Source organism: Microbacterium esteraromaticum (assembly GCF_028747645.1).
GTDB classification, from domain to species: domain Bacteria; phylum Actinomycetota; class Actinomycetes; order Actinomycetales; family Microbacteriaceae; genus Microbacterium; species Microbacterium esteraromaticum_C.
Genome location: NZ_CP118100.1, coordinates 1290730 through 1310275 on the forward strand (window position 1 = coordinate 1290730; position 19546 = coordinate 1310275).

The window sequence follows — 19546 nt, forward strand, 5'->3', positions numbered from 1 at the left end:
CATCGCCTCTGGAATGGCATCCGCCCGTCCTGCCCACTAGTGTCGAGAGCGGGCAGCGTCGCCTCATCTCTTTTCCATTCCTGAAGCGCGAAGGCGGCAGCATGAAGATCGGTATTCTCACCAGTGGCGGCGACTGCCCCGGCCTGAACGCCGTCATCCGTGGAATCGTCCTCAAAGGCACGACCGCGTACGACCTCGAGTTCGTGGGTATCCGCGACGGCTGGCGCGGCGTCGTCGACGGCGACATGTTCCCGCTCACCCGTCATGAGGTCAAAGGCCTGTCCAAGGTCGGCGGCACGATCCTCGGCACCAGCCGCACCAACCCCTACGAAGGGCCGCGCGGCGGTGCGGAGAACATCGCCCGCACCCTTGCCGATCACGGGATCGACGGCATCGTCGCGATCGGCGGTGAGGGCACGCTCGCCGCGGCCGACCGCCTCGCCAAGGACGGCATCAACGTACTCGGCGTCCCGAAGACCATCGACAACGATCTACGCGCCACCGACTACTCGTTCGGCTTCGACACGGCCGTGAACATCGCCACCGACGCGATGGATCGGCTGCGCACCACGGGCGACTCGCACCAGCGCTGCATGGTGGCCGAGGTGATGGGCCGTCACGTGGGCTGGATCGCGCTGCACGCCGGTATGGCGGCGGGTGCGCATGTCATCTGCATCCCCGAGGTGCCGATGTCGATGGACGAGATCTGCGCCCTGGTCACCAGCGCCTCCGATCGCGGCCGCGCTCCGCTCGTCGTCGTCTCGGAGGGGTTCACGCTGACGGGTATGGAAGAGGCCTACAGCGACAAGGGGCTTGACGCGTTCAACCGGCCGCGTCTCGGTGGCATCAGCGAGATTCTGGCTCCCGAGATCGAGCGACGCACGGGCATCGAGACGCGGTCGACCGTGCTCGGGCACATCCAGCGCGGAGGTTCGCCGTCCGGCTTCGACCGGGTGCTCGCCACGCGCCTGGGCCTGCACACCGCAGACGCCCTGGTCGACGGCGACTGGGGGCAGATGGTTGCGCTGCGCGGCACCGACATCGTCCGGGTGCCGTTCGCCGAGGCTCTCGGTGAGCTCAACACCGTTCCGGTGGCCCGCTACGAAGAGGCGGCGGCGCTGTTCGGCTGAGCGCCTGGCGTTCCAGCATCCGCCGCCCCGTCGTCGGTTCTCAGTCCTCCTGGTCGGTGCCGGCCTGGTCGGTATCGGCCAGGCCGAGCACGTCCAGCATCCACGCCAGTTCGAACGCACGATCCTTCCACGCGTTGTAGCGGCCGCTGACGCCGCCGTGGCCGGCGGACATCTCACAGCGCATCAGCACATCCGAGGCGCCCGCCTCGCGCAGCCGAGCCACCCACTTGGCGGGCTCGACGTACAGCACGCGGGTGTCGTTCAATGAGGTCACCGCAAGGATGCGCGGGTAGTCGACACCGTCGCGGACGTTCTCGTAGGGCGTGTACGACTTCATGTACGCGTACACGTCGGCATTGTGCAGCGGGTCGCCCCACTCGTCCCACTCCACGACGGTGAGCGGCAGCGACGGGTCGAGGATCGACGTCAGCGCGTCGACGAACGGCACGCCCGCCACGATGCCGGCGAACAGCTCGGGCGCCAGGTTGGCGACGGCGCCCATCAGCAGGCCGCCGGCGCTGCCGCCCTCGGCGACCATGCGCTCGGGCGTCGTCACGTCCGTGTCGATCAGGTGCCGGGCGCAGGCGACGAAGTCGGTGAAGGTGTTGCGCTTGTGCAGTTCCTTGCCGTCCTCGTACCAGTGCCGTCCCATCTCGCCGCCGCCGCGCACGTGCGCCACGGCGAAGACCACACCGCGGTCCAGCATCGACAGGCGCATGGAGGAGAATCCGGGGTCGATGGAGTGCTCGTACGATCCGTAGCCGTACAGGTGCACGGGGCGGATGCCGTCGCCGGGTTCGCCGAACGAGCGTTTCCACACCAGTGAGATCGGCACCTGCACGCCATCGGGCGCGGTGGCCCACACCCGACGCTGGCCGTACTGCTCGGCGTCGTACCCGCCGAGCACGGGCTGCTGCTTGCGGATGTGCTGCTCACCGGTCGCGACGTCGAGTTCGAGCACCGTCGACGGCGTCACGAACGACGTGTAGCCCATCCGCAGGAACGGCTGGTGCCATTCGGGATTGCCGCCGAAATAGGCCGCGTACAGCGGCTCTTCGAAGGTGATCTGCTGCAGTTCGCCGGTGCGCAGGTCCATCAGCGCGGTGCGGGGCAGACCCTCGCTGCGGTACTCGACGGTCGCGAAATCGCGGAAGCAGTCGACATCCAGCAGGCGTCGCCCCGGGGTGTGCGGAAGCAGCACCTGACGTGCGCCGTCGGGAGCATCGGCGGCCACAGAGACAAGCTCGAAATCGAGGGCGCCGTCGTTGTGCAGGATCAGCAGCCGGTCCTCGCCGTCGACGACGGCGTGGTCGGCGGCGTACTCGACGCCGTCGCGTCGTGGCCAGATCACGCGGGGCTCGGCGGTGAGGTCGGCGAGGTCGACCAGCAGTTCCTCCGAGGAGATCTTCGAGCCGACGTCGATCAGCAGGTATTTCTTGCTGCGCGTGATCCCGGCGCCCAGCCAGAACCTCTCGTCCGGCTCGTGGAACAGCCGCACATCCGCATCAGCGTCCGTGCCGATCCGGCGCAACCACAGTGCGTCCGGACGCCACGCCTCGTCGCGAGTGGTGTAAAGGACGCCGGTGCCGTCGGGCGTGAAGAACGCCTGCGCAGTGTTCTCGATCGGCGTGATGAGCGCTTCACCGGTGGCGAGGTCACGCACATGCACGGTGTAGAGCTCGGAGCCCTCGACGTCGACCGACCACAGCAGCCTGCGGCCATCGTCAGAGGCATCGAAGGCGCCCAACGAGAAGAAGTCGTGCCCCTCGGCCTCGGCGTTGCCGTCGAGCAGCACCTCTTCGCCGGGGACCGGTACGCCGGGTTCGAGGACGGGGGGAGTCCAGTCGTCGCCGGTCGCCGCGGTACGGCACTGGATGCCGTATTGCGCGCCCTCTTCGGTGCGGCCGTAGAACCACCAGTCGCCGCGCCGTGTCGGCACCGACAGATCGGTCTCGAGTACGCGGGCGCGCACCTCGTCGAACAGGCGCTCGCGCAGTGGCGCGAGGTGCGCGGTACGGGCGTCGGTGTGCGCGTTCTCGGCGTCGAGGTGGTCGCGTACCTCGGCGTCGTCCTTTGCGCGGAGCCATTCGTAGTCGTCGACGAAGACGTCGCCGTGATGAGTGCGGGTGATGGGGCGTCGGGCCGCGACCGGCGGCTGGATGCTGGATTCGCTCACCGCTCCACGCTACCGGAGGCGAGTTGACCGGCTCCGGTCGGGGTGGGAGGATTCTCACGGGTTAACACACGCTGAACCCACGGTGAACTCTTCGTTCGTCACGCCGATTCCTCGGCACGTCCCTCAAGCCCCAACGAAAGAGACCGGTGGAAACCGCAGCCCTCATCGTCGTGCTGGTCATCGCGCTGGCACTGTTCTTCGACTTCACGAACGGATTCCACGACACCGCGAACGCCATGGCGACACCGATCGCCACCGGAGCGCTCAAGCCGAAGACAGCGGTGCTCCTGGCTGCGCTGCTCAACCTCGTCGGCGCGTTCTTGTCGACGGAGGTCGCCAAGACCGTCTCGGGTGGCATCGTGCGCGAGGACCAGATCGACTTGTCGATCATGCCGCAATTGATCTTCGCCGGTCTGATCGGCGCGATCACGTGGAACATGCTCACCTGGCTGCTGGGGTTGCCCTCCAGCTCGTCGCACGCCCTGTTCGGCGGTCTCATCGGCTCGACGCTCGTGGGTGTCGGCCTGAGCGGAATCAACTTCGGCGTCGTGATGTCGAAGGTCATCCTGCCCGCGCTGATCGCCCCGCTGACCGCCGGCATCATCGCGTTCCTCGCGACCAAGATCGCGTACTCGATCACGCGCCGCTACGACGGCAAGCCCGACGGGCGCGATGGATTCCGGTGGGGGCAGATCTTCACCTCGTCGCTGGTCGCCCTCGCCCACGGCACCAACGACGCGCAGAAGACGATGGGTGTCATCACCCTCGCTCTGATCACGGTGGGCTGGCAGACGGGCGATCCGACGTCCGACGACTATCACAACCCCGAGTTCTGGGTGATCGCGGCATGCGCGTTCACGATCGCGCTCGGTACCTACCTGGGCGGATGGCGCATCATCCGCACGCTCGGCAAGGGGCTGACCGAGGTTAAGCCCGCGCAGGGCTTCGCGGCCGAGAGCTCCACGTCCGCGACGATCCTCGCCTCGAGCGCGCTCGGTTTCGCGCTCTCGACCACGCAGGTCGCCTCCGGTTCTGTGATCGGTTCTGGTCTGGGGCGTCGCGGCGCGATCGTGCGCTGGCGCACCGTCGGCCGCATCGGTATCGGGTGGCTGCTCACGCTCCCTGCGGCCGGCGCCGTCGGCGGCCTTGCCGCCTGGCTGGTCGTGCTCTGGGGCAACGTGGGCGTGCTGATCGACGCGATTCTCGCCCTCGTGATCATCGTGGGCCTCTACCTGTACTCGCGCCGAGATGAGGTCAACGCCTCCAATGCCATGAGCGACGTCGCCGATTCCGGTCACGCCGTGGATGTTCCCGAGGTGCCCGGCCCCACACGCCGTGCCAGCCGCATGGAGCTGGTCCGTGCCCTCGACCGTGCCGAGCGTAAGGCCGATGAGGCCGAGAAGGCCGCGCGCCGAGCCAAGAAGCTGAAGAAGAACGGCGGCTCGCCCTCTGAGCTCAAGGCGGCGCGGAAGGCGGCCGATCGCGCAGCGTCCAAACACGCCGAAGCGCAGCAGGCGGCTCAGGAGTGGGAGGTGCTCAGCGCCAGCCGGCGTGCTCGGGCCGAACTCGCCGAGTGGGATTCTTCTGCTGATGAGGAGGTGCAGCGATGAGCGTCGACATCGATTGGGGTGCGTTCCTGAGTGTGTTCCTGGCCGCACTGGCGGGGGCCGGTATCGTCGTCACCTTCTACGCGCTGGGGCTGCGTCTGCTCGTGCGCGGCGGGCGCGCGCCCGTCGTCGGGCCGGTGGAGTTCACGGATGCCATCACGATCGTCTCTGACAAGGAGATCCGCCGCGCCGAGAAAGCGGCTGCGAAGGCAGCCAAGCGCAGCCCTCTGACAGAGGGACAGCGGATGCTGGCGCGCGTGGGCGCATACACGTGCTTCGCGGTCTGCGGGGCCGCAGTGATCGGCGGCGTGCTGGTGATCGTCATCGCGCACTGACACGACGCGCCGCGGCACAGGCGTTCGGGACCGAACGCGGACCTACGCTGGACGCATGCCCGCTTCCTACGCGTTCGGTCGGCACGCTCCGGCATCCCACGTGCTGGTGCACGTCAGCGATCCGCATCTGCTCGCCGGGGGTGAACGGCTGGGGGAGCGTTACGACGTCGATGCCGGTCTGGCGCGAACGCTGGCGGACATCCGCGATACGCAGGCGCGACCGTCGGCGATCGTCATGACCGGCGACCTCGCTGACCTCGGCGAACCTGACGCGTACCTTCGGTTGCGGTCCGCCGTTGAGCCGCTCGCGGCTGAGCTCGACTGCCCCGTCATCTGGGTGGCCGGCAATCACGACGAGCGCCCGGCGATGCGTGAGCACCTGCTCGATCTCGCGCCCACCCAGCTGCCCGTCACGGGCACGTGGGATCTGGACGGCCTGCGCGTTATCGCGCTCGATACGAGCGTGCCCGGATGGCATCACGGGGATCTCGATCCAGAGCAGCTGGACTGGCTGCGCGACCAGCTGCGGAAGCCCGCTCCACACGGCACCCTGTTGGCGATGCATCACCCGCCCTTGCCGAGTCATGTACCGCTGTTCGACATCCTCGAGCTGCGGCATCAGGACGAGCTCGCCGATGTCATCCGCGGAACGGATGTGCGCGGCATCCTCGCCGGCCACCTGCACTACTCGGCGCACGGCGTGTTCGCCGGCGTCCCGGTCAGCGTGGCATCTGCCACCTGCTACACGATGAACGTCGCGCGACCTGCGGTTGCGGTCAACGGCATGGACGCCGCGCAGGCATTCCAGCTGGTGCACGTGCATCCTGACACCATCACGCACACTGTCGTCCCGGTCACGGATGCTCCCACGGGCGCGTTCTTCGGTCCGGAGTGGGCAGAGCGGATGGCACGGCTCTCACCGCAGGAGCGTCTGGAGGCGTTCTCAAGAAAGCCCGATCCCTATTCGGCGTAGACTGGTGGCATCCCCCGATTTCCCTTTCGCCACCACCCACAAGGAAGTGACATGGCCGCTGACGCGCCCGCTCCGACCCGCACCGAAACCGATTCGCTGGGAAGCCTCGAGATCCCGGCAGACGCGTACTGGGGGGTGCACACGGCTCGCGCTGAAGAGAACTTCCCGATCACCAAGCGTCCGATCTCGGTCTATCCGGACATGATCCGGGGCCTGGCGATGGTCAAGCAGGCCAGCGCCCGCGCCAACAAGCAGATCGGCACCCTCGACGCCGAGCGCGCGGACCTCATCGACGCTGCCGCCCAGCGCGTGATCGACGGTGAGTTCCACGACCAGTTCATCGTCGGTGTCATCCAGGGCGGCGCCGGGACGTCGACCAATATGAACGCGAACGAGGTCATCACCAACATCGCGCTCGAGATGGCCGGCCGGCAGAAGGGCGACTACGCGTACCTGTCGCCGATCGACCACACCAACCGCAGCCAGTCGACCAACGACGTCTACCCGACGGCGATCAAGATCGGCCTGTCTCTGAACCTGCGTTCGCTGTTGGACGAGCTCGACCTGCTGCGCCGCTCGTTCCTCGGCAAGGCGGCGGAGTTCCACGACGTGCTCAAGGTCGGTCGCACGCAGCTGCAGGACGCCGTTCCGATGACGCTCGGCCAGGAGTTCAACGGCTTCGCTTCGACCCTCGGCTACGACCACAAGCGCCTGACCGAGAACGCCTCGCTGCTGTTCGAGATCAACATGGGCGCCACGGCCATCGGCACGGGCATCACCACGCACCCCGCGTACGCGTCGGCGGTGCTGTACCACCTGCGCGAGATCTCCGGACTCGACCTGAAGACCGCCGACGACCTGGTCGAGTCGACCAGTGACACCGGTTCGTTCATGTCTTTCTCATCGAGCCTCAAGCGCAACGCCATCAAGCTGTCGAAGATCTGCAACGACCTGCGCCTGCTCTCGTCGGGTCCGCAGGCGGGCCTGGGTGAGATCAACCTGCCGGCCAAGCAGGCGGGTTCCAGCATTATGCCGGGCAAGGTCAACCCGGTGATCCCGGAGGTCGTCAACCAGGTGGCGTTCGCCGTCGCCGGTGCCGACACCACGGTGACGATGGCCGTCGAGGGCGGGCAGTTGCAGCTCAACGCCTTCGAGCCCGTGATCGCGCACTCGATCTTCCAGTCGATCACCTGGATGCAGCAGGCGATGTGGACGCTGCGCGTCAACTGCGTCGACGGCATCACCGCCAACCGCGACCGGCTCGGCGCGATGGTCGGTGCGTCGGTCGGTGTCGTGACCGCGCTGACGCCCTTCATCGGCTACGCCGCGTCGGCTGCGCTCGCCAAGACGGCGTTGCTGACGAACCGCAACGTCGCCGATCTCGTGGTCGAGGCGGGTCTGATGACGCGCGAAGAGGTCATGAAGCAGATCTCGCCCGCACGCCTGTCGGGTCTTGAGACGGTGACGGCGGCGATCCCCGTGATCGCGGCCGAGGATCTGCCCGAGAACTGATCGCAGAGACGACGAAGGCGGTACCCCAGCCGGGGTACCGCCTTCGTCGTCTTCGTGATCAGTCGAGAATGCGGCAGTGTGTCGTCAGTTCGCCGATTCCGGCGATGCCGACGGTCACCGTGGAACGGTCGCGCAGGAAGATCTGCGGGTCGCGCGAGTAGCCGGCTCCGCCGGGGCTGCCCGTTGAGATCAGCGTGCCGGGCTGCAGAGTGACTGACGTCGACAGGTGGGCGATCAGTGTCGCGACAGAGCGCACCATCTGCCCGGTGCTGGCATCCTGCACCGTGTGGCCGTCGACGACCGCCCAGATGTGCAGGTCCTGCGGATCGGCGATCTCGTCGGCGGTCACGACGACGGGCCCGGTGGGTGTGAACCCGTCGAACGACTTGCACCGCGACCACTGCGCCTCGGCGAACTGGATGTCGCGTGCCGTGATGTCGTTGACGACGGTGTAGCCCCATACGGAGTCCAGGGCGTCTTCGGTGGAGACGTCCTTGGTGGGACGGCCGATGATGACCCCGAGCTCGGCCTCGTAGTCGATCGACTCGCTGAGCGCGCGCGGCCATGACGTGGTGCAGCCGTGCCCGGTGAGCGAATTGGGCCACAGGGTGAACACGGTCGGTGCCGTGTCGGTCTTGAGGCCGAGTTCGCTGGAGTGGGCGGCGTAGTTCAGGCCGACCGCGAGGATCGCGGGCGGCGCGAGGACGGCGGAGCTGAACTGGAGGGCATCGAGCGGATGCCGCGGTGCCGTGCTCGCAGAGAATGCCGCGCGTACACGATCGAGCAGCTCATCACCGCCCTCGATGAGTTGCTGGAGCGTGTCCGGGGCGGGGGAGAGGAGATCGCTGACGAGGACAGCATGGTCACCGTCGATGACGGCGAGGTGCGGGGTCTCGGAAGCGCGTGTGCTCAGATGGGCGAAACGCATGCCTCTACGCTACCGGCAGCGATGACGGTCACGACCGAGGCTCCCTCTAGGCTTTTGGCATGACCTTTGGAGCCGACCGCCGCGCGGAGTTCGCATCGGCGCTCGATCGACCCGCCGCCCACGCCTCCTCCGCCCCGGCTGCGCCTTCACCGGCGCCGGCGATGCCCGAGCTGCCGATGCCGGTGCGCAAGGGGCGGACGGTCTCGATCTGGGTGTACGGCGTGCTTGTGTTCGCGCTGATCGCGCTGATCGCCTATTTCACGGTGTTCATCGGCGCCGGCGCGTCGGCCGTCGGACTGGTGCTCGCGCTGATCCCCCTGGGGATCGTGCTGTTCGGCGTGCGACTGATCGACCGCTGGGAGCCCGAACCGAAGAGCCTGGTCGTGTTCGCGCTCGGTTGGGGAGCCGTCGTATCGGTGGGCATCACCCTGCTCGTCGACCTGCTGCTGGCCATGGCGGTCGGTGCGCGCTCCGAGTTCTTCGGCGCCGTGATCCAGGCACCCGTGGTCGAGGAGATAGCGAAGGGCCTCGGTGTCTTTCTGATCTTCGCGATCGGACGTCGAGCGTTCGATGGCCCGGTCGACGGGGTCGTCTACGGGGCGCTGATCGGCGCGGGCTTCGCGTTCACCGAGAACATCCAGTACTTCGGTATCAGCCTGCTCACCGGTGGCGCGAGCGACTTGACGCTGACGTTCATCCTGCGCGGGTTGGTCTCGCCGTTCGCGCATGCCATGTTCACAGCTCTCACCGGCTTCGCGATCGGTCTGGCAGCACGCCGGGGAGCCACGGCGGGGCAGGCCCTGAGGTCGGGCGTCCTCGGCCTGATCGGCGCGATCGCGTTGCATGCCTATTGGAACGGCTCGTCGCTGTTGGGGGACTTTCTTTTCCTGTATCTGACGACGCAGATCCCTTTGTTCGTGGGGTTCATCCTGGCGATCATCGGCCTGCGCAGGGAAGAAGCGCGCCTGACCCGGCATCGCCTCGGCGACTATGCGGCTGCGGGGTGGTTCACGCCGCAGGAGATCGTCATGCTCGCGACACCCGCGGGGCGCAAGGCGGGGCTGCAGTGGGCTGCCGGCCTGCGCGGCGATCGGCGCCCGCTGATGCGCTCGTTCATCAAGGATGCGACTGAGCTCGCCGCCGTGCGTCAACGCTCTCTCACCGGGCGCGATCCGCACGCGGCCGCCGACGAGTACGCCCTGCTCATGCGTTCCCGCAGTACGCGTGCGCAATTGCTGGCGTGCTGAGCGCGTGCGGCACTGGTGATAACAGAACTCAGCGCCCGGTGCTGCGGCAATGCCTGCGAGTCTCCCGAGCGCTGAGTTGGCCTAATGCAAGGGTGCACCGACGGGCCGGGTAAGTCAAGAGTCGGCCGTCATGCATCTCCTGCTCAGCGGTCCTCGACGATCACATCGAGAGCGATACCGGCGCACGAGATGCGCGTGAGTTCGGCTAGGCGTGTTCCGCGCACCGAGTCGCCGGTCGCGACGCGCGGATCGGTCGACACCACGACGCGGCCGACGCCGTTGACGAGGGTGACCTGCTGGTTGAGAGCTGCGAAGCGGGGAGTGAGCTCTCGTTCGACGGCCGCGACGAGCAGGTCGAGTCCTGCGACGCCGAGGAAGCGTCCGTCGGCGAGGGCAGGGACCGCGATCGTGATGGTGTACTCGTCGCTGCACAGGTAGTCGACGTAGGGGCCGGCGACGTGCGGCTGGAACGTCTGCATCGGCACCCGGTACCATTCCAACTCGCTGTAGTCGATGTGCTCCTTGTTGACGGACTGCGAGGCGAGCACCAGCTTGCGGTGGTCGTCGCCCTGCCACCAGGCGAGGTGGCTGTGCGCGTCCGACAGCAGGTCGATCGCGGCGATGAATCCGGCGCCGTACACCGGAACGCCCGGAAGGCTCAGCGTCTGCGCCGCGTACGGTTCGACGACGGCATCCAGCGTTGCACGCACGAGCGGTTCGGATCGCAGCGTGGACGAGAGTCTGTGCGCGCACGGCTCGACCCAGTTCTGCAGACAGCGGATGGGCGCGTCGAAGTAAGCCTCGACGATTCGGGCGGCCTCGGCGGGGGCCGTGGTCAGGGTAGTTGTCATCGCGTCCTCCAGTGCACGTCGATGTTGCCGTGTCAGGCAGAGGTCTCGGGTGAGCTCTGCAGATGGATGAGTGTGTCGATCACGTCCGTCGTCATCGCTTCGGTGCGGCGGCCCGCCTCATCGGGGTCGCCCGCCTCGACGGCCCGGATGATGCCGGTGAGTGTCTGCGCCTGCTGGTGCATGCTCGGGGTGTCCGGTGCGGCCAGACGCAGATAGGGCGAGAACTCGGCTTGCAGACGCATCTGCTCGCGGGTGAGTCGTGCAGACTGGCTGAGTGAGACGAGTTCGACCTGAACGTCGTCGAGCAGCCGACGTTGCTGATCCGCATCGAGATCGTCGAGGCGGTCCAGGCGCCGCAGTACGCGCAAGGTCTCGCTGCTGTCGGCACGTCGCGCGGCCAGGCGCACGGCGGCCGCGGTGATGGCGGCGTAGTGCGCGCCGAGATCGCGCAGAGTCAGGCGTGATGTCGCCGCCAGTGTGCGGCGCGCGAACACCAGCGGGTCGGCATCGTCGACGACGAAGCTCCCGCCGTTGCGGCCGCGTTTGGTGACGATGAGGCCACGTCCGCGGACGGCAAGCAGAGCTTCCCGCACGGTGACCGGTGCGACGCCGAAACTGCGGGCGAGTTCGGATTCAGAGGGGAGCCGCTCCCCGGCGCGCAGGTGTCCGCGGTGGATCGCATCGACGAGGCGGCGTTCTACGAGTTCGGCGCGCCCTTCGTCACCGATCGATTGGAAGAGTGCGCCGTGCAGCCTGTGCGGGCGGGTGCCACGGTGGCCGGCAGGCTCGGCGGCGGACGCCCCGACGACGGGGAGGGCCCCGGTGGGTGACGTCAGCGACTCCATGGCCTGATTCTCTCATCTGGGTCCCGATGAGGGGAAGACTTGAAATATGTCCTACGGTTTTATATGTTTACCAAATCCTTCCCGAGTTCGACGAAGATCCAGGAGCACGACATGAGCATTGCCGCACCCACGGCGCAGAGCGCGAACGGCGAGATCGCCGACCGTGGCAGCGTGACGCTGACGGGCTTGACCAAGTCGTTCGGCGAGTTCACCGCTGTGCGCGACCTCGACCTCCGCGTCGAACCGGGGGAGTTCGTCTCGATGCTCGGCCCGTCCGGGTCGGGAAAGACCACGGTTCTGCGGATCATCGCCGGTTTCGAAGAGGCGACATCCGGAACCGTGCGCCTGTCCGGCAAGGACGTCACCCGCACGCCACCGCACTCCCGCGACGTCAATACGGTGTTCCAGGACTACGCCCTGTTCCCGCACATGAGCATCGCCGACAACGTCGGCTACGGGCTGCGCGTCCAGGGTGCGGGCAAGGCCGAGCGGGCGCAGCAGGTGGGGGATTCGCTGCGCCGTGTGCGGCTGGACCATGTCGCCGACCGGCTCCCGCACCAGCTCTCGGGTGGACAGCGTCAGCGGATCGCCCTCGCGCGAGCGCTGATCATGCGTCCGCAGGTGCTGCTGCTCGACGAGCCGCTCGGCGCGCTCGACAAGCAGCTGCGCGAGCAGATGCAGATCGAGCTCAAGCAGATCCAGCGTGAGGTCGGCATCACGTTCATCTTCGTCACCCACGATCAGGAAGAGGCGCTGACTCTCAGCGACCGCGTCGCCGTCTTCAACAATGGCCGCATCGAGCAGGTCGGCAGCGCGCGGGAGGTCTACGAAAGCCCGCAGACCGAGTTCGTCGCACGCTTCCTTGGCTTGTCGAACCTCATCGCCGCGGACCTCGCCCACGAGCTCACCGGTGATCGGCACACGATGAGCATCCGCCCGGAGCGGGTGCGCCTGCAATCGGACACCGATGCGCTCGCCGACGGTGAGATCGGCCTCGTCGGGACGATCTCCGAGGTCGTCTACACAGGCCCGGCGACGCGCTTTCTGATCACCACCGATGCCGGTGTCGATCTGCTCGCCGAGCAGCCCAACGCCCGCGACCTCGCCGGCGCTGGACTTTGCCGTGGTGATCGCGTGCGTGCCGCATGGAGTCCGGCCGACGCCGCACGCCTGCCCTGAAACTGTTCCACCTGTCCCATCGCAGCACCTATCGCAGTACCCACTGATCACGAAGGAGAGATCACATGCGCAAGACGATCCTGGCCGTCACGGCCGTTTCCGCAGCCGCCGTACTGGCCCTGACCGGATGCTCCGGGGCATCCGACTCCGGCGGCGGACTCGCCATCGACGTTCCCGATGTCCCCATGCTCGCCGAGCTCGGCGACACCGAGAGCGAGGTGAACATCGTCGCGTGGTCGGGCTTCGTCGAGCCGGCGTGGACGGATGCCTTCACCGAGCAGACCGGATGCACCGTGAACCGCCGCGTCGCCGGTACCAGCGACGAGATGGTGCAGCTCATGCGCACCGGTGACTACGACCTCGTCTCGGCATCTGGCGACGCCAGCCTGCGCCTCATCGCCGGTGGTGATGTGCAGCCGCTCAACCTCGACCTGATCCCGAACTTCGGCGACGACATCGTCGAGGGCATGAAGGGGCAGATCTACGACACCATCAACGGTCAGTCCTACGGCATCCCGATCGGGCGCGGCGCGAACATCCTGCAGTACAACAGCGAGGTCGTCACCGAGGAGCCCACCAGCTGGGACGTCGCGTGGGAGGCGGACACCCCGTACGCCGGCAAGGTCATCGCCTACGACGCTCCGATCTACATCGCCGACGCGGCCGTCTACCTGATGGCGCACGAGCCCGACCTGGGCATCACCAACCCGTACGCGCTCGACGAGGACCAGCTGGCTGCGGCGATCGACCTGCTCAAGCAGCAGAACGGCATCGTCTCGGAGTACTGGTCGGACCCCGCCGCGCAGATCACGTCGTTCGCAGGGGGCACGACCGTGCTCGGCACGTCGTGGGAGGTGCTGCGCAAGCTCTCCGAGGATGAGCGCTTCAAGAGCGTGCTGCCCGAAGAGGGCTCGACCGGGTGGTCGGATGCCTGGATGCTCGCGACCGAGTCGAACAACCCCAACTGCGCGTACGCGTGGATGGACTACGCGTCCTCGCCCGAGGTCAATGGCGCCATCGCCATGAACTTCGGCATGGCACCGGCCAACGCCGCTTTCTGTGACACCAGCGACGAGGCGAAGGCGCACTGCGACTACTACAACGCCACGGACGAGGAGTACTTCGAGAAGGTCTGGTTCTGGACCACGCCGATCGAGCAGTGCATCGACGGACGCACCGACGTGACCTGCACCAACTTCCAGCAGTGGACCGACGCCTGGGTGACGGTCAAGGGCTGACCCCGCATGCCGGGGGGTGGGACCATCTCCCGCCTCCGGCATCCCCTCACGAAGACAGGATCGACATGAACCGTCGTGCACGGATCGCAGGCCTGCTGGCCCTGCCGATGACCTGGCTCATCGGCATCTACATCTTCTCGCTGGTCATGTTGCTGGTGACTGCGTTCTGGGTCACTGACCCGTTCACCTCCAAGGTGAAGCCGGGTTTCACCCTGCGCAACTTCGAGCAGCTGATCACCAACCCCGCATATCTGACCACCTCGGTGCGCACCCTCGCGATCGCTCTCGGGGTGACTGCGCTGGCCATCGCGATCTCGATTCCGCTGGGTATCTTCATGGCGAAGGTCGCCTCGCCCTGGCTGCGTGCCGTGCTCGCCGTCTCGATCACCCTGCCGTTGTGGGCGGGATACCTCGTGAAGGTGATCGCCATGCGCATCACTTTCACGCAGGAGGGCTTCTTCAACTGGCTGGTCGGCCCGCTCGGGATCGAGGGGCCGGGTTTCTCGACCTTCACCGTGGTGTTGACGCTGACGTATCTCTGGCTGCCCTACATGGCGGTGCCGGTGTACACCGCCATCCGTCAGCTGCCACCGAACCTCTTCGACGCTGCGGCCGACCTCGGGGCGGGCGCATGGCGCACGATCCGCACGGTGGTGCTGCCGCTGATCAAGCCGGCCGTGATCGCCGGGTCGGTCTTCACCTTCTCGCTCAGCCTGGGCGACTACCTGGTCGCGAAGTTCGTCGGCGGCGACACGCAGATGATCGGCAGCGTCATCGCCTCCAACATCAACCTCAACCCGCCGCTGGCGGCCGCCTTCTCGCTCGTGCCGATCGCGTTCGTCGTGATCTACCTCGTCAGCGTGCAGCGCACCGGCGCACTCGAAAGGATGTGAGCTCGGATGCTGAGATTGTCCCGCTCATCCAAGATCGTGCTGGGGCTCGTGGTCGCGATCATCCTCGCGTTCCTGTACATCCCGCTGATGCTCGTCGTGCTGAACTCCTTCAACTCTGCGCGCATCGCCAGCTGGCCGGTGTCAGGCTTCTCGCTGGAGTGGTGGGTGAAAGCGTTCACCAGTCAACCGGTGCGCGACGCCCTGCTGAACTCGGTGCTGGTGGCGACGGGAGCCACGGTCATCGCGATCATCCTGGGAACGCTGGTGTCGTTCGCGCTCCAGCGGTACCGATTCTTCGGGCAGCGCGCGGTGAACCTGCTCGTGGTGCTCCCGATCGCGTTGCCCGGCATCGTCACCGGTGTCGCCCTGAACAACACCTACAACCGGCTGCTGGAGCCGATCGGTATCCACGTCGGGTTCTGGGGGATGATCATCGCGCATGGCACCTTCTGCATCGTGATGGTCTTCAACAACGTGCTGGCGCGGTTGCGTCGGATGAACCCGAGTCTCGAGGAGGCCTCGAAGGATCTCGGTGCGACGCCATGGCAGACGTTCCGCATGGTGACCTTCCCGCAGTTCCGCAGTGCGCTCGTGGCCGGTGCGATCCTCGCGTTCGCGTTGAGCTTCGATGAGGTGTACGTGACGATCTTCACGGCACCGCCCGGGGTCGACACGCTGCCGCTGTGGATCATGAATCAGATGGCGCGTCCGAACGAGGCGAACGTCGTCAACGTCGTCGCCACCGTGGTGATCGTGCTGTCGTTCATCCCGGTGTGGGTTTCGCAACGGCTCTCCCGCGATGTCAGCGAGCGAGACTGATCGGCGTGGCCACGTTGACCGCGGTCCGCGCCTCGGGTTGGATGTAATCATGACTGATCGCACAAAGCCCGAGTTCGACGCACCCACCGGACCCGCACCCGCTGAACTCGTCATCCGCGACCTGATCGCGGGCGACGGTGCCGAGGCCAAGCCCGGTGACACCGTCACCGTTCACTACGCGGGCGTCGAGTTCGACTCCGGCGAGGAGTTCGACTCCTCGTGGGGCCGCGGCGAGACCATTCAGTTCCCGCTGCGCGGTCTGATCCAGGGCTGGCAGGAGGGCATCCCCGGCATGAAGGTCGGCGGACGTCGCGAGCTGGTCATCCCGCCGCACCTCGCATACGGTCCCGCCGGTGCCGGGCACTTCCTGTCGGGCAAGACCCTCATCTTCATCATCGATCTGGTGGCGGTCGGCTGACCCGAACCCGGTGATCGAAACCCCCTTCGCGTATCGCGGAGGGGGTTTTTCCGAACCAGGGAATAGATTCACCTGAATGCAAGTTCCCTTCCGTGGAGCACCTGCTCCCACCGAAGACTCTGAGGAGAAGCCCCATGACGATCGACATCCCCGGCTACCGTCCCGGCACCTGGACCCTTGACCCCGCGCACAGTGAGGTCACCTTCAGCGTGCGGCACATGATGATCTCGAAGGTGCGCGGCTCGTTCGGCATCAAGAGCGCCACGTTCGTTGCGCCGGAGAACCCGCTGGAGGCCACCGTCGAGGCGAACGTGGATGTCGCATCCATCGACACCAGCGACGAGAACCGGGATGCGCACCTGCGCTCGGCTGACTTCTTCGACGCCGACAATCACCCGACGATGGAGTTCCGGTCGACGGCGACGCGCGTCGAGAACGGTGACTTCCTCGTCGACGGCGACCTGACGATCCGCGGGATCACCAAGCCGGTCACGTTCGAGTTCGACTTCGGCGGGTTCGCCCAGGACCCGTACGGCAACTACAAGGCGGGCGCCTCGGCCAAGGCCGTGATCAACCGCGAGGACTTCGGACTCACCTGGAATGCCGCGCTCGAGACCGGGGGAGTGCTGGTCGGCAAGGAGATCACGATTGGACTCGACCTGCAGGGTGCACTGCAGGCCTGAACGGCTGGTAAGCTTGAGCAGTTGCCGTTAGATCGGCCGCGGATGAAGAGAGCAGGCGCAATCGGCGACCTGCACCGCGCAGCAACCAGAAAGGGGATCGAATCTATGGCACTCGAAGCAGACGTCAAGAAGGCGATCATCGAAGAGTACGCGACGCACCCCGGTGACACCGGATCCCCCGAGGTGCAGGTCGCTATGCTGTCGCAGCGCATCAAGGACCTCACCGAGCACCTGAAGGAGCACAAGCACGACCACCACTCGCGTCGTGGTCTGTTCCTGCTCGTCGGTCAGCGCCGCCGCCTGCTGGGTTACCTGCAGGACGTCGACATCAACCGGTACCGTTCGCTCATCGAGCGACTCGGACTGCGTCGATAAGGCATCGACCAGCGTTCAATCGCGCAGAACATTCTTGAGAAGGCCTCCCCACGGTGTGGGGAGGCCTTCGTTGTTTCTCTTCAGATCTCCGGGATGGCTTTCCAGCAGGAAAGTCGTATGGTTTCCGAGAGGAAAGTGAGCATGATGGAACAGCGATCCGAGCCGGGGCAACCCGCGTACCAGCCGCCGTCCGCGCAGCTCGCGAGGCAGTACCTGGCCGAGAGGGACGACGTCGCGCAGCGCCGCGCCGCACACATTGACCGTCGGGCGACCGCGCGGATGCTGTTGCTCGACGGCGTCGTACTTGCTGTCTGGGGCAGCGTTTTGCTGCTCGGGTTCCCCCGGAACTTTTCGGGCAGCATGCCACTGCTGGTGAGTCTCCTGATCTGGACCGTGCTGTCCGGCTCACTGCGTGACCGCTACGGGTACCTCCCGAGGGGGCGGGAGGCGGGCGCACGTACGGCTGTCATGTTGATCATGCTTGTGATGTTCTTCGGAGCCATTGCCGCCATCATCGTGGGCGTCGGGGTGCCGCCATGGGGGCGACTGCTACCCGGTGCAGTGGCGCTGATCCTATTCACGGTTCTCGCCGTGGAGGAGTGGCGGCGAGATGTTCCGGCACGCAAGGTCACTCGTCAGCGCGCTCCCTTCGATCGCCCAACCAGGGTGGTCACCGCGGCGATCGGCGTTGCGCTCGGCGGGTTGACTGCATTGAGCGGTGCTGAGGCAGCGGCTGAGGCGCTGGCATATCTCGTCTACGGGGTCTTCATGTTCGGCCTTGTTGTTTGGAACGTTAAGGTGATGTCGGGAACCGCGCCCGCGGTGGGGGCAGCGTGGGGGCCGTCGGCTTGGACCCTCTACGGCGCAGGTAACGCGACGCTGGCGGTGTTGATCGTGCTCGATCAAATCGGCCACCCGGTGAACGTGGTCGTGCGCGTCGTGCTGGGCGCGCTCGTTGCTGTCGGGTTCGTCCTGATCGCACTCCGAGGGGGCAGGCGTGACTGAGTCCCCGCGCGACCACCCGCGGCTGCGGCTCGACGACAGTTTCGCCAGCCCGATCCGGTTCTCACTGATGGCCGCGCTATCGGATGACCTGGAACTCGACTTCGGCACCCTCGCGAGCATTCTGCAGGCCGGTGACTCGGCGCTGAGTAAGGGGATCGCCGCGCTCGAGGGCGTCGGTTACGTCCGCGTGCGCAAGGCGTTCAATGATGGCATCCGTCGTCGCACGTGGGTGAGCAGCACGACAGTCGGGCGCGACGCCTTCCGCGCCCACCTCGCCGCGCTGCAGGCGATCGTCGACTTCGGCACCGGTCAGAGCGACTGATAGCGCTCAGGCGCCCACCAGGTCGGCGTGATGGATCGCCGCGACATCGGGGTGGGCGCGCAGGCGTGACTTGAGCGCGTTCTCGCCGTAGAGGCTGTGGATCGGATTAGACGGATCCTCGGTCACGCCCCGGGCGTGCTGCGCGAGTTCGGCCGGCAGGTCGATGAGTGGCAGCGTGCGATCCAGTGCGGGATTGAAGAAGAACGGGATCGAGATGCGGTCGTGTGGCGCCCTCGGCGACAGCACGCGATGGTTCGTCGCGCGCAGATACCCGCCGGTCGCGTACTCGAGCAGCTCGCCGATGTTGACGACGAATGCCCCCGGCACGGGCGGCGCATCCACCCAGGCGCCATCCTGCTCGACCTGCAGTCCGCCCGCGCCGGGTTCGACCCAGAGCAGGGTCAGCACGCCGGAATCCTTGTGCGCTCCGACACCCTGCTGAGGCTCTGGCTCGTCGGTGCCCGGGTAGCGGATGATCTTGATCAGCGTCGACGGTTCGCCGAAGTGGTCGTCGAAGTATCCGGCATCCGCCCCCAACGACTCCGCCCACGCACGCAACAGCCGACGGGAGACATCCGACAGTGCGGCGTGCCACTCGCTGACGACCTCGCGCAGCTCCGGCTGCGCCGACGGCCACAGATTCGGGCCGATCAGTCGCTGATAGCCAGGGCCGCCGGTGACCGCCTCTCGCTCGGGGCCGATATCGATCTGCTCGCGCCAGTCCACGCGCCCTCCGGTGCGTTCACCGCCAACGCGCGTGTACCCGCGGAAGTGTGGACTCTTGACGTTCTCGATGGCGAGCTTCTCGGTCTCGGGCAGTGCGAAGAACGCGCGAGCGGCGCGATGCAGACGCTGCTCGAGTCCGGCAGGAACGCCGGTTCCGGTGAGGTAGAAGAAGCCGACGTCCCGGGTGGCGGCACGCAGATCATCGCGAAAGCGCGCTGCCGCATCAGCACCGCGATCGAGCTGCGAGAGATCCAGAACAGGAAGGGTGGAAGCGACCATGCGTC

At 66.7% G+C, this 19546-nt stretch carries 20 protein-coding genes; 15 read left to right on the plus strand and 5 right to left on the minus strand.

Going from position 1 to position 19546, the window contains the following annotated elements:
* Window positions 1-101: 101 nt before the first annotated feature.
* The gene (locus PTQ19_RS05850; protein WP_179411127.1) at window positions 102-1130 is read left to right on the plus strand and encodes a 6-phosphofructokinase; all 1029 of its coding nucleotides are present in this window, start codon (window positions 102-104) and stop codon (window positions 1128-1130) included.
* A gap of 40 nt (window positions 1131-1170) precedes the next feature.
* Here the strand turns inward: PTQ19_RS05850 and PTQ19_RS05855 are convergent, their stop codons facing one another.
* Window positions 1171-3306 carry a S9 family peptidase gene (locus PTQ19_RS05855; RefSeq protein ID WP_274368794.1) on the minus strand — a complete coding sequence of 712 codons (2136 nt, stop codon included), beginning with the start codon at window positions 3304-3306 and terminating at the stop codon, window positions 1171-1173.
* Between the two features lie 146 nt (window positions 3307-3452).
* On the opposite strand from PTQ19_RS05855, the gene PTQ19_RS05860 reads away from it, so the two are divergent.
* The 4 genes from PTQ19_RS05860 to PTQ19_RS05875 are packed head-to-tail and all read left to right on the plus strand — an operon-like array spanning window position 3453 to window position 7733.
* Complete coding sequence (locus tag PTQ19_RS05860) at window positions 3453-4916, plus strand: inorganic phosphate transporter (protein WP_206550053.1); 1464 nt, start codon at window positions 3453-3455, stop codon at window positions 4914-4916.
* Complete coding sequence (locus PTQ19_RS05865; protein WP_179411125.1) at window positions 4913-5248, plus strand: peptidase; 336 nt, start codon at window positions 4913-4915, stop codon at window positions 5246-5248. Before PTQ19_RS05860 ends, PTQ19_RS05865 begins: the two co-directional genes overlap by 4 nt.
* 55 nt (window positions 5249-5303) lie before the next feature.
* The gene (locus PTQ19_RS05870; protein ID WP_274368795.1) at window positions 5304-6221 is read left to right on the plus strand and encodes a phosphodiesterase; all 918 of its coding nucleotides are present in this window, start codon (window positions 5304-5306) and stop codon (window positions 6219-6221) included.
* Window positions 6222-6272: 51 nt separating this feature from the next.
* Complete coding sequence (locus PTQ19_RS05875; RefSeq protein ID WP_179411123.1) at window positions 6273-7733, plus strand: aspartate ammonia-lyase; 1461 nt, start codon at window positions 6273-6275, stop codon at window positions 7731-7733.
* A gap of 58 nt (window positions 7734-7791) precedes the next feature.
* On the opposite strand, the gene PTQ19_RS05880 is transcribed toward PTQ19_RS05875, so the two are convergent.
* Entirely contained in the window at window positions 7792-8661 is an 870-nt protein-coding gene (locus PTQ19_RS05880; RefSeq protein WP_274368796.1) for a fumarylacetoacetate hydrolase family protein, read from the minus strand.
* A 59-nt stretch (window positions 8662-8720) separates the two neighbouring features.
* On the opposite strand from PTQ19_RS05880, the gene PTQ19_RS05885 reads away from it, so the two are divergent.
* Window positions 8721-9908, plus strand: coding sequence for a PrsW family intramembrane metalloprotease (locus tag PTQ19_RS05885; RefSeq protein WP_274368797.1), 1188 nt, complete (start codon window positions 8721-8723; stop codon window positions 9906-9908).
* A 143-nt stretch (window positions 9909-10051) separates the two neighbouring features.
* Here the strand turns inward: PTQ19_RS05885 and PTQ19_RS05890 are convergent, their stop codons facing one another.
* The gene (locus PTQ19_RS05890) at window positions 10052-10759 is read right to left on the minus strand and encodes a cache domain-containing protein (RefSeq protein WP_206550049.1); all 708 of its coding nucleotides are present in this window, start codon (window positions 10757-10759) and stop codon (window positions 10052-10054) included.
* A gap of 32 nt (window positions 10760-10791) precedes the next feature.
* Complete coding sequence (locus tag PTQ19_RS05895) at window positions 10792-11604, minus strand: GntR family transcriptional regulator (protein WP_274368798.1); 813 nt, start codon at window positions 11602-11604, stop codon at window positions 10792-10794.
* A gap of 111 nt (window positions 11605-11715) precedes the next feature.
* On the opposite strand from PTQ19_RS05895, the gene PTQ19_RS05900 reads away from it, so the two are divergent.
* The 9 genes from PTQ19_RS05900 (at window position 11716) to PTQ19_RS05940 (ending at window position 18536) form a co-directional block, all read left to right on the plus strand.
* On the plus strand, window positions 11716-12783 hold the full coding sequence (locus PTQ19_RS05900) for an ABC transporter ATP-binding protein (protein ID WP_274368799.1): 1068 nt from the start codon (window positions 11716-11718) through the stop codon (window positions 12781-12783).
* Window positions 12784-12848: 65 nt separating this feature from the next.
* Window positions 12849-14021 carry an extracellular solute-binding protein gene (locus PTQ19_RS05905; protein ID WP_274368800.1) on the plus strand — a complete coding sequence of 391 codons (1173 nt, stop codon included), beginning with the start codon at window positions 12849-12851 and terminating at the stop codon, window positions 14019-14021.
* A gap of 65 nt (window positions 14022-14086) precedes the next feature.
* Entirely contained in the window at window positions 14087-14914 is an 828-nt protein-coding gene (locus PTQ19_RS05910; RefSeq protein ID WP_206550046.1) for an ABC transporter permease, read from the plus strand.
* A gap of 6 nt (window positions 14915-14920) precedes the next feature.
* Window positions 14921-15733 carry an ABC transporter permease gene (locus PTQ19_RS05915; RefSeq protein WP_274368801.1) on the plus strand — a complete coding sequence of 271 codons (813 nt, stop codon included), beginning with the start codon at window positions 14921-14923 and terminating at the stop codon, window positions 15731-15733.
* Between the two features lie 49 nt (window positions 15734-15782).
* Window positions 15783-16151 (plus strand): FKBP-type peptidyl-prolyl cis-trans isomerase, encoded by a 369-nt coding sequence (locus PTQ19_RS05920; protein WP_179411115.1) that lies wholly within the window; start codon window positions 15783-15785, stop codon window positions 16149-16151.
* A 134-nt stretch (window positions 16152-16285) separates the two neighbouring features.
* Window positions 16286-16834, plus strand: coding sequence for a YceI family protein (locus PTQ19_RS05925; RefSeq protein ID WP_274368802.1), 549 nt, complete (start codon window positions 16286-16288; stop codon window positions 16832-16834).
* A gap of 105 nt (window positions 16835-16939) precedes the next feature.
* The gene (gene rpsO / locus PTQ19_RS05930) at window positions 16940-17209 is read left to right on the plus strand and encodes a 30S ribosomal protein S15 (protein ID WP_040163368.1); all 270 of its coding nucleotides are present in this window, start codon (window positions 16940-16942) and stop codon (window positions 17207-17209) included.
* 93 nt (window positions 17210-17302) lie between these two features.
* The gene (locus tag PTQ19_RS05935) at window positions 17303-18214 is read left to right on the plus strand and encodes a hypothetical protein (protein ID WP_274368803.1); all 912 of its coding nucleotides are present in this window, start codon (window positions 17303-17305) and stop codon (window positions 18212-18214) included.
* The gene (locus PTQ19_RS05940; RefSeq protein WP_274368804.1) at window positions 18207-18536 is read left to right on the plus strand and encodes a transcriptional regulator; all 330 of its coding nucleotides are present in this window, start codon (window positions 18207-18209) and stop codon (window positions 18534-18536) included. The genes PTQ19_RS05935 and PTQ19_RS05940 overlap by 8 nt, the downstream gene beginning before the upstream one ends.
* Before the next feature lie 6 nt (window positions 18537-18542).
* Here the strand turns inward: PTQ19_RS05940 and PTQ19_RS05945 are convergent, their stop codons facing one another.
* Window positions 18543-19541 (minus strand): isopenicillin N synthase family dioxygenase, encoded by a 999-nt coding sequence (locus tag PTQ19_RS05945; protein WP_274368805.1) that lies wholly within the window; start codon window positions 19539-19541, stop codon window positions 18543-18545.
* Between the last annotated feature and the right edge of the window lie 5 nt (window positions 19542-19546).